Consider the following 10,391-nt stretch of genomic DNA (forward strand, 5'->3'; position numbering starts at 1 on the left):
TTTTCAGTATTCTAACGAGGCTTATTGGTCATAAACCAACGAACTTTGAAAAGTATATACAAGAAAACCAAGCAAATAGAAAGTAGTGAGACTGGAGGAAAGGTTCCAGTCTTTTTCTATTCTAGGTATTTTCAAACAGTAAAATCATTCTTAATTATGTGTTTTTTAACAGAATGTATGAATTTCTTCAAATCTTCACAAAAAGAACGTGGACTTTGAAGAAGAGCGTGTACTATGCTAAAAAGCATAAGTGTAATTACTAAATCCGTATGAGGAGTGAATATACATGCGTGTACTGGTGGTTGAGGACAATCGTGAGCTGGTTTTATCCGTAAAAAAGGGGCTAGAGCAGGAGAATATTTCTGTAGATGTAGCTTATGATGGCGAGTCAGGAGAAGAGAAGGCCTTCATCAATTCATACGATGGGATACTACTAGATTTAAATCTGCCTAAAAAAGATGGATTATCTGTTTTACAAAGTCTCCGTGCTGAAGAAGTCGAAAGTCCAGTTATCATTATTACTGCACGTGATGAGATTGAAGAACGAGCAAAAGGCTTGGATTTTGGAGCAGATGATTATTTAGTCAAACCCTTTGAGTTACTAGAATTAAAAGCACGAATACGCGCGGTTATTCGTCGTTATCATGGACGTGCGCTGCCGCAGATTTCAATTGGTGCTTTGAAGATTGATCCATTAGGTCGAAGGGTCAGCTATCAAAAGACAGAGGTGGTCCTGAAACCCAAGGAATTTGATATCTTACTGTGCATCGCTCAGCGTCATCCAGCGGTTGTTTCGTCTGAGGAAATTTCTGAACATGTCTACGATGAAGATTTTGATCCTTTTTCGTCGGTTCTGCGAGTGCATCTGGCTCGTCTAAAAAAGAAACTGGCTGAAGCAGCTGAAAAAGAGGTCTTAAAAACCATTCGAGCAAAGGGGTACCAGCTATGCGATTAAATTTTAAAATGACGTTAACGATGCTGGCTTTTTCACTGTTGGTGACAGGCGTGATTTTAGTGAGTTTCTTCTTTCTGAGAAATAATTTGGAGGGAATCAGTATCGCATCTACCTTAGGTGAAGATGTTTATTTTATGGAAGAGGGTAAGACGGTTCAAGCAGAGACGCAGATGGAAGCTTCGAAATCTTCCAACAATCAATTTATGACTATTTCGATGATAGATAAAGCTTACCAGGACGAACTATTTAAATATTTACCAGCGATGGTGCTGGTTATTTGTTCTGCCGTCATGTTATTAACGTTTATTCTTTGGTTGGTTTTACGCAAAATTTACAGTAATCAAATCTTAGCGATTACGCGTGATTTAACGTTTATTGATCAAGTTCCTAAAAATACTGTGAAGGACGAGGCATTAAATGCGGCTTTTAATAAGCTAAAGGATAAGTTCGATGGTCATTTGGAGGATTATCGACGATTAAATAGTTATCTGACCCACGAGCAGAAAAATGCCATCGCTATTTTGCGTACGAATCTGGAAATAGAACGGCAACATGCCGATCAAGGAAATTTAATGCTTTTAGATCGGATGACCGACAGTATTGACGATATTTTGACATTATCCAATAACTCAGAGGATCTTAGCACGGAAGTCGTAGACGTTTCACTGATCTGTGCGGAAGTTTGTGATGCCTACAAAATGAATTATCCGAATCTTTTGTTTGCGTTTACTGAAGATCAACCAACCCTGATTCATGGACGAGATCGTTGGATTTATCGGGCGGTTTCGAATTTAGTTGACAATGCAATCAAATATGGTGAAGGAAAACTGGTAATTGTCACCATTTCAAACCAAAAGGGTAGCGTGATTATTGAAGTAAAAGATCAGGGAATTGGCATTCCTCAGGAGAAACAGGCATCAATTTTTTCTCATCAGTACCGAGTGCATGGGCTCAAGCAGGATGGCTTACCTAAAACAATGGACTTTAGGGACACGGATGAAACCTTTATTCAATCCGTTGCCTCGAAAAGAAACCATATTCCAAGAAAATCATTAAATTATCGAACACCATTGGAAGTATTTTTGAGCTGCATAGATAAAGACATATTGTCTAGCTTAATTTGACAAATCAGAGGATATAAAACGTATATGGTGCCTCCTAGATGGCTATTCTTAAAAATCGAAACGGATGAAGGTATTGCCGGTTGGGGCGAACCCGTTATTGAAGGAAAAGCGGCAAGTGTCGAAACAGCAGTTCATGAGTTTATGGATCAGTTGCTAGGTGATGATCCATCTGCTATTGAAGGCTGTTGGTCAAAAATGTACCGCAGCAGTTTTTACCGAGGTGGTCCCATATTGATGAGTGCTATTGCGGGTATTGACCAAGCGCTTTGGGATATCAAAGGGAAAACAATGGGACAGCCGGTCTTTCAATTACTGGGTGGTGCAGTCCGAAATAAAATCAAAGTGTATTCTTGGGTAGGAGGTGATCGTCCTCACGATGTAGGGGCAGCGGCACTAGAAAGAAAAAATTCAGGATTCAAAGCAATTAAAATGAATGCAACAGAAGAAATGCAGATTATAGACAGCTATGAAAAAATCGATGAAGTAGTGCATCGCATTGAGGCGGTCCGGGATGCTTGTGGTCCGTATTTCGGTATAGCAGTTGACTTTCATGGTCGAATCCACAAACCGATGGCAAAAGTGTTAGCGAAAGCTATAGCACGCTTTAATCTGTTGTTCATTGAAGAACCGGTATTGTCAGAAAACAATAAAGCACTAAGTGCGATTACACAACTGGTGGAGACCCCAATTGCGACTGGCGAACGGATGTTTAGCCGCTGGGATTTTAAAAATATTTTAGAGAGCAACAATGTTGATATTATTCAACCGGATTTATCACATGCTGGAGGGATTACTGAGTGTAAAAAGATCGCAAACATGGCAGAAGCGTATGATGTTGCTGTAGCCTTCCATTGTCCGCTAGGCCCGATCGCTTTAGCTGCGTGTCTGCAGCTAGATGCTGTTGTTCAAAATGCATTTATTCAAGAACAAAGTCTTGGAATCCATTACAATGATGGCAATGATCTGATGGACTACATTAAGAATCCAGAAATTTTCGAGTATGAAGACGGTTATGTAAAAATCCCACAGTTACCAGGATTGGGTGTTATCGTGGATGAGGAGTTGGTGATTGAAAAATCAAAAATCCCTAATAATTGGCATAACCCCGTTTGGCGACATGAAGACGGAAGTATCGCGGAGTGGTAGATGAATATATGATAAAAGATATTATTACTATTGATGTAGGAACAACAAATACTAGAGTTAGCTTGTGGCGAGATGAAGAATTACAGGAAGTTTTTGTCTATTCACAAGGTGTTCAGAAAGCATCATTGGCGGGGAATAATGATACGGTGAAAAAAATTTTGGAGTGTTCAATCAAAAAATTGTTCAAAAAATATAATATTTTGGCGGAGAAAACAGTGATTATCGCTTCAGGAATGATAACTTCTGCTTTTGGACTTGTTGAGATTCCTCATTTGAATGCACCAGTAGGAATTCAAGAATTAGCAATATCGATGAAGCAATTTTCATTTCCCGAGGTTTGCCCGCAGCCTATCTGGTTCATTCCTGGTGTAAAAACTCAATGTCAAGACAAGTCACGGCTTTCTTCGATTCAATATGATGTGATGCGGGGAGAAGAAACAGAGGCGATGGCAGTATTTTCATTGCTGAAACCGACGATTTCTGATGAGCATATCTTTGTAATGCCTGGAACACATACCAAGTTTATCAAACTGGATAAGAACGGTAGGATTGTTAAATCAAAAACTGCTACCACAGGGGAGATACTTTCATTATTGACCAAGAAATCGTTGATAGCTACAGATGTTCATCATCGTTTCTATGATGAATTAGATGAGTCATATTTGTTATCAGAATTTCATTCTGCTAGGAGTAACGGTATTGGCAGTGCTGTATTTGATGTACGCATATTGGGGCAAACTCATAATGCTTCGCGGAATCAGCGAGCAAATTATTTGTTGGGGGCCGTACTTTCTTCGGATATCCAACTATTAGAAAATTTTTTAGAACCCAATGAAACAGTAGTACTGACTGGCAAAAAGGAGCTTAGAGAGGCGATACATGTCATTCTCAATGACTTAGATAATTTTAGCCATCCTATCATAATCATTGAAGCTAACGATTTAGCTGGTCGAGGTGCATTATTGGCTGGAAAAAAAGGGGATTGTTAAGAAAAGAGGGATAAATTAATGGAATTGGAAAATTACCCAAAAGCGACCGCTATCCTGCGTGGATATACTTATGAAGAGGCAATGCTAGTTATTCGTGTTCTAAGTGAGTTTAAGCATTTTATAGGAGTCGAAGTTACAACAAATAATAGTGACCACTTAAAAATTATCCATGATGGAAAAAATAGATTTGGGGATAAAATTTCGATTGGTGTTGGAACAGTCGTAACTGTCGAACAAGCAGAGGAAGCAATAGAAGCGGGTGCTGAGTTTATGTTAGGCCCGCAAAAATTTAATGACAAAATTTTTAAACTAGCTAAAAGAAAGGGTGTTCTAACAATTCCTGGGGCCATGTCGCCCACAGAGATATTCAAAATGTTTGAGATGGGTGCTGATATTGTTAAGGTGTTCCCCGCCAACTGTCTTGGACCGGAATATTTCAATCAAGTGCAAGCCCCTTTAGGAAGTTTACCTTTGATGGCTGTAGGAGGGGTAGATCAGACTAATGCACAAAACTATTTGAACAATGGAGCCTCTTATGTAGGAATTGGTTCAAAATTTTTTGAAAAAAGTGCTGTTCACCAACTAAATTACGAGAGGCTAATGGAGTTGGCTGAATCTTTTATAGATAGTTTAAGAGTTGAATAGAACCCATTTGCGGAATACAACTTGTTTTATAATATGGCGTTATCTGTATAAAACATAGTATCACAGTGAATGAGATTGAACTGGTAGATTGATTTTTCGACCAGTTCTTTTTGCGCGCTCTGATGCTTGATATATTCCCAACGAGATAAAAAATCCCCCAAGATACTAAGATGAAGCGTTTATCCAACCTCATACTTAGATAAAAAGGAGGAAATGTTCTGAATGATAAACAAAAATTAGCGCGCACAATTTGGCGATGAAAAAATCATATTGTATTTACGTCAAAATATCACCATCAAATTATTTATGGAAAACATAATAGGCATAAACCCGATTGCTCGGCTACTATGTGGACACAATTATAGTTTTAAAGATAAGTTTCAATTACTTATTTTACACCTCTTCTTTAGGGATAAAACTTTTCCTAACGGTCAATTTTGCGCCGATTAATGTTTTCTTTGATATGTCCCGCGAATATACCAGTTGATCACTTAATAAATCTACACAGGTTTTAGCTATCTCTTCGATATCTATCTTAAAAGTTGTAAGTGGTGGTGCAACGAATTTTGCGATGTCGTCATCATTAATACTTATTACTGCCATATCTTTAGGGATGTTAATACCCAATTCATGGCAGCCCTGAAGAACGCCGGCAGCTATAGTGTCAGATGATATGAAACATGCCTCGGGCATATCTTCATTTAACTCAGCTTTCATTTTAAGAGTTAATTGATACCCTTCGTCAACAGTAAATGATCCTTGGGAGAAAATATACTTTTCATTGAGTAGTCCGCTCTTTTCTAAATGATATCGGAAGGCATATTCACGGCTATCAATCTCTTCTTTACCCGTTTCTAGGTTAAAGAAATTTCCTCCAATAAATCCAATTTTTGTGAAACCTTCATTAATAAAGTAGTTAATTGCTTGTCTGGCCATTTCGTGGAAATCAGGTTCTACAGTATCAAAGTGTTCAGGTAATGGGTTTATTCCTCGGATTACCCCCTTATACCCTTTTTGATTTAAGTAGTACAATTCCTTTTTTGTCAATTGTCCTATTGCGATAAATCCAGTAATATCGTCAGGAATGCTTTTTACACCATCGTTTTTAGAGATGAAAATCAAATCTAGATTAGCTTTTTTACTATAATTTTTCAAATCATCTTTGACATGTTGATAGTAGACATCCTTTTTTAACTGTTCCTCTGAGATCCAAAAAAGAATGGCAATCTTGTACAGAGTAGTCTTAATTTTTGTCAGATCATATCCTAAAGATTTGGCTGTAACGATTATTTTGTTTTTAGTATCAGATGTAATAGAGAGTGACTCATCACCTTTAAAAAGTCTTGATATAGTAGACGTTGAGTAACCAGATTTTTTTGCAATATCTCTAATAGTAACCATTGTTCATCCTCCTAGGGATATAATAATCCTTTTCTTTGTTAAAGTAAATCGAAACTGCTCTTTTAGTAACTTAAATTACTTTTTCTAGCAGGAAACGAAACTCTGATATCAGCAGAGAGCCTAATCCATTAACAGAGAAGATTGAATCGATAATGGATAGCCACTTGGAGAATGATTAGTAGGTGGGATTGATTTTAGTGGGAATCAGTCCGTTTTCTTGTTTCGTGTAAATTAAATTAGTAAAAAAGATAAATTTATTTTACGAAAAAACGTTTACAAAACGGTTTTTGAATGGTATATTTATTTTACATCAAGGGATATAAGTGCTTGTATATCGCAATAAAATAGATATTCGAGGTCGGTTTTTCGTTGTGTAAAAAAATTTACTTATACATGTTAAAATTATGCTGAGGTGATTTATGGATTATTGGCATATTGATCAAACTAATTTTCAAGGAGAGATTAAAATGAATTATAAAACTTTACCAGAAGACTTTATTATGGGAGGAGCTACGGCAGCTTATCAAGCAGAAGGCTCTACAAAAGAAGGTGGAAAAGGGCAAGTAGCGTGGGATACTTTCCTTGTAGAAAAGGGACGCTATACTGCTGATCCAGCTAGTGATTTTTATAATCAATATCCAGTTGATGCTGAATTATGCAAAAAATTTAAAATTGATAGTATTAGGATGTCTATTGCATGGAGCCGTATTTTTCCAAAAGGCTATGGGGAAGTGAACCAAACAGGAGTGGAATATTATCATAAGGTATTTGCTGAATTGAATAAGCATGGTATTATTCCTTTTGTAACTCTTCATCATTTTGATACCCCTAAAGAACTATTTGATAATGGAGATTTTTTAAATCGAGAAAATGTTGAACATTTCGTAAACTATGCACAGTTCTGTTTCGATGAATTTTCTGAGGTTCATTATTGGAGTACATTTAATGAGATTTATCCAGTTGCTTCAAATCAATATTTGATCGGATCGTTTCCTCCAGAAGTTCAATTTGATATAGAGAAGACTGTAACTTGTTTACACAACATGATGTATGCGCACGCAAAGACAGTAAACATTTTTAAAGATGGTGGATATAAAGGGGAAATTGGTGTTGTTCACTCGCTAGAGACAAAATATCCAGCAAGTGACAAAGAAGAAGATAAGCATGCTGCGAAATTAGATGATGCGTTATCAATTAAGTTCTTATTAGATGCTACTTATTTAGGGTATTACTCAGATGAAACAATGGCACATATTAATGAGATTTTAGCAGCAAATGGGCAATCTGCAGATATTGATTCTAATGATTTTAGAGAGATGAAAAAAGCAGCAAATCGAAATGATTTTCTTGGTATCAATAACTATGGTAGCCATTGGGTTAAAGAGTACAAAGGAGAAAGCACACTTCACTACAACACTACCGGAGAAAAAGGTAGCCAAGTCTATTGCATTAAAGGGATTGGCGAGAGAATCGTGCGTGAGGATCTTCCGAAAACCGATTGGGATTGGATCATTTATCCAAAAGGGTTATATGATTTACTTGTACGAATCCAAGACGAATATCCAAATTATAATAAAATATACATTACTGAAAACGGGCTAGGGTATAAGGATAATTTTGAAGATGGGATTATTCTAGATGATGATCGAATCGATTATTTACGCCAGCATTTTAATGCGATTTCCGATGCTATCAAAATGGGAGTTAATGTAAAGGGGTATTTCATTTGGTCATTAATGGATGTTTTCTCTTGGGTTAATGGATACACTAAGCGTTATGGACTATTCTATGTAGATTTCGATACACAAAAAAGATATCCGAAAGAGTCTGCATATTGGTATAAATTTGTTAGCGAAACAAAAACGATAATATAAAAATAGTTAGGAGGGCAAGGAAATGGATAGGAAAGAATTGCAATTATTAGGATTTGAAATTGTTGCTTATGCAGGAGATGCCAGAAGTTCATTATTAACAGTGTTGAAGGAAGTGAGAAAAGGTAATTTTGATAATGTTGAACGATTATTAGCGGATGCTGATGAAAATTTAACCTTAGCGCATAACTCACAAACGAAATGTTTAGCTGAAGAAGCGTCAGGGAACGAAATGGAAGTAGGCGTAATTTTTATTCATGGGCAAGACCATTTAATGACAACGATTCTATTAAGAGAACTTATCAATGATTTTGTTGAATTGTACAAAGAAAAATTTGCTAAAGCAGAGGAGAAGAAAAATGAATACGATTATTAAGCAAATTGAGAAGGGAAAACCGTTTTTTGAAAAAATCTCACGTAATATTTATTTAGGGGCAATTCGCGATGGCTTTTTAACTGCTATGCCAGCTATTCTATTTTCAAGTATTTTTATTATGATTGCGGCTGTTCCAGAAGTATTTAACGTGACGTTACCAGAGGCATTCTCGACGTGGCTTTGGAAAGTTTATGGTTATTCAATGGGATTAGTTGGTCTTTTGGTTGCTGCTACAACAGCTCGATGTTTAGCTAATTCAATGAACCGTCAATTATCTGATTCAGGTAAGCAGATTAATGAAGTTTCTGTTATGTTAGCGTCAATTTGTGGTTTTGTAATGATGGCAGCTGATCAAATTGATGGTGGGATAGCTACTGATTATTTAGGGACAAAGGGATTATTAGCAGCTTTCGTTTCTGCGTTTGTTACTGTAAATGTGTATAAATTCTGTGTTAAAAGAGATTTGACGATCCGTATGCCAAAAGAAGTTCCCGGAACAATCACACAGATGTTTAGAGATATTATCCCCTTTTCAATTGCAGTATTTATTGCCGTTTTGATTGATACGGGAGTTCGTCAATTTTTTGGAACATCATTTGCAGCAGGTGTAATTCAATTATTGCAGCCATTATTTGGTGCTGCTGATGGATATGTCGGTATTGCAATCATTTGGGGAGCCATGGCAATGTTCTGGTTTGTTGGTGTTCATGGACCATCGATTGTTGAACCAGCGATTGCTGCAATTATTTATGCGAACGTAGAAACTAACTTTGAATTATTTAAAAACGGTGCACAAGCCTCAAAAGTATTAACAGTTGGTCTAGGAAACTTTGTTGGAACGATGGGTGGTACTGGAGCGACACTAGTTGTTCCTTTTCTGTTCATGTTGTTCGCTAAATCAAAACAATTGAAAGCAGTTGGTAAAGCTTCATTTATTCCAGTTTCGTTTGCGGTAAATGAACCGTTACTATTTGCTACTCCTATTATTTTGAATCCGTACTTTCTAATTCCATTTTTATTAGCACCAATCGCTAACGTATGGATATTCAAACTTTTTGTCGATGTCTTGGGGATGAATAGCTTTATATCCGTATTGCCTTGGGCGACGCCCGCACCGATTGGCTTGGTTTTAGGAACCGGGTTTAGTGTGTTGGCGATTGTATTAGCGGTAGTATTGATTGTTGTCGATGCGATTATTTATTTACCTTTTGTTAAGGCCTATGATTCTGAATTAGTAGAACAAGAGTTAAAAAACATTGCTGCAGAAGAAGTAAAAGAAGAATTGGTCGAAGAAATCCAAGAAGTTGGTGCAACTGCGGCAGTTATAGTTGATGAAGCAAAAGCATCGGTTGGTGAAGGAAAGCGCGTTTTAGTACTTTGTGCTGGTGCCGGAACGAGTGCAATGTTGGCTAATGCATTAGAAGAGGGCGCAAAAGAGACAGGTGTTAATCTTTCTGCTAAAGCAGGAGCTTATGGTTCTCATTATGATATGATGAAAAATTTTGATTTAATAGTTCTAGCACCTCAAGTGAATTCCTATTTGGATGATCTCCGTAAAGATGCAGACAAATTAGGGATAAAAGTAATTGCAACTAAAGGTGCAGAATATATCAATTTAACACGTGATCCTAAAGGAGCAGTTGATTTTGTATTGAAGCAATTTTAGAGCTTGCTTAGATTAATAAAGCGCTAGCCAACTTAGCTAACGTTTTATCTTAAACACAATGGTAAGCGCTATCTTTTTTTGCTGTTTAAATTTCGGGTATTCTTTTTGAGGATAAAAAAATTAAAGTGGTGGTGCCTATAATAGAAATGTCGTAGATTGGAATGGCAACAGTTTTTTTGACAAATTTTATAAGGTGCAGAACTTCTTTCCGTATGCTA

The 10,391-nt window shown here is 36.9% G+C and carries 9 protein-coding genes; 8 read left to right on the forward strand and 1 reads right to left on the reverse strand.

Annotated features, from left to right (window positions below; genetic code table 11):
- Nucleotides 1-286 precede the first annotated feature (286 nt).
- The 5 genes from AB3I72_RS12870 to AB3I72_RS12890 are packed head-to-tail and all read left to right on the forward strand — an operon-like array spanning nt 287 to nt 4,859.
- The gene (locus AB3I72_RS12870) at nt 287-955 is read left to right on the forward strand and encodes a response regulator transcription factor (protein ID WP_368023986.1); all 669 of its coding nucleotides are present in this window, start codon (nt 287-289) and stop codon (nt 953-955) included.
- Nucleotides 946-2,079, forward strand: a complete 1,134-nt coding sequence (locus tag AB3I72_RS12875; RefSeq protein WP_368023987.1) for an ATP-binding protein — start codon at nt 946-948, stop codon at nt 2,077-2,079. Before AB3I72_RS12870 ends, AB3I72_RS12875 begins: the two co-directional genes overlap by 10 nt.
- A 24-nt stretch (nt 2,080-2,103) precedes the next feature.
- Nucleotides 2,104-3,225, forward strand: coding sequence for a galactonate dehydratase (gene dgoD, locus AB3I72_RS12880; RefSeq protein WP_049142558.1), 1,122 nt, complete (start codon nt 2,104-2,106; stop codon nt 3,223-3,225).
- Nucleotides 3,219-4,214 (forward strand): 2-dehydro-3-deoxygalactonokinase, encoded by a 996-nt coding sequence (locus AB3I72_RS12885; RefSeq protein ID WP_226816347.1) that lies wholly within the window; start codon nt 3,219-3,221, stop codon nt 4,212-4,214. Before dgoD ends, AB3I72_RS12885 begins: the two co-directional genes overlap by 7 nt.
- 18 nt (nt 4,215-4,232) lie before the next feature.
- Complete coding sequence (locus tag AB3I72_RS12890; protein ID WP_049142559.1) at nt 4,233-4,859, forward strand: bifunctional 4-hydroxy-2-oxoglutarate aldolase/2-dehydro-3-deoxy-phosphogluconate aldolase; 627 nt, start codon at nt 4,233-4,235, stop codon at nt 4,857-4,859.
- A 393-nt stretch (nt 4,860-5,252) separates the two neighbouring features.
- Here the strand turns inward: AB3I72_RS12890 and AB3I72_RS12895 are convergent, their stop codons facing one another.
- On the reverse strand, nt 5,253-6,260 hold the full coding sequence (locus AB3I72_RS12895; protein WP_368023988.1) for a LacI family DNA-binding transcriptional regulator: 1,008 nt from the start codon (nt 6,258-6,260) through the stop codon (nt 5,253-5,255).
- Nucleotides 6,261-6,727: 467 nt separating this feature from the next.
- On the opposite strand from AB3I72_RS12895, the gene lacG reads away from it, so the two are divergent.
- The 3 genes from lacG to AB3I72_RS12910 are packed head-to-tail and all read left to right on the forward strand — an operon-like array spanning nt 6,728 to nt 10,173.
- On the forward strand, nt 6,728-8,134 hold the full coding sequence (gene lacG / locus AB3I72_RS12900) for a 6-phospho-beta-galactosidase (RefSeq protein ID WP_016922317.1): 1,407 nt from the start codon (nt 6,728-6,730) through the stop codon (nt 8,132-8,134).
- Between the two features lie 22 nt (nt 8,135-8,156).
- Nucleotides 8,157-8,507 (forward strand): PTS lactose/cellobiose transporter subunit IIA, encoded by a 351-nt coding sequence (locus tag AB3I72_RS12905; protein ID WP_049142560.1) that lies wholly within the window; start codon nt 8,157-8,159, stop codon nt 8,505-8,507.
- On the forward strand, nt 8,491-10,173 hold the full coding sequence (locus AB3I72_RS12910; protein WP_010780435.1) for a PTS lactose transporter subunit IIBC: 1,683 nt from the start codon (nt 8,491-8,493) through the stop codon (nt 10,171-10,173). Before AB3I72_RS12905 ends, AB3I72_RS12910 begins: the two co-directional genes overlap by 17 nt.
- The last annotated feature ends 218 nt before the right edge of the window (nt 10,174-10,391 follow it).

The sequence above is a fragment of the Enterococcus sp. GC34 genome, from assembly GCF_040886645.1.
Classification (GTDB): Bacteria; Bacillota; Bacilli; order Lactobacillales; family Enterococcaceae; genus Enterococcus; species Enterococcus faecalis.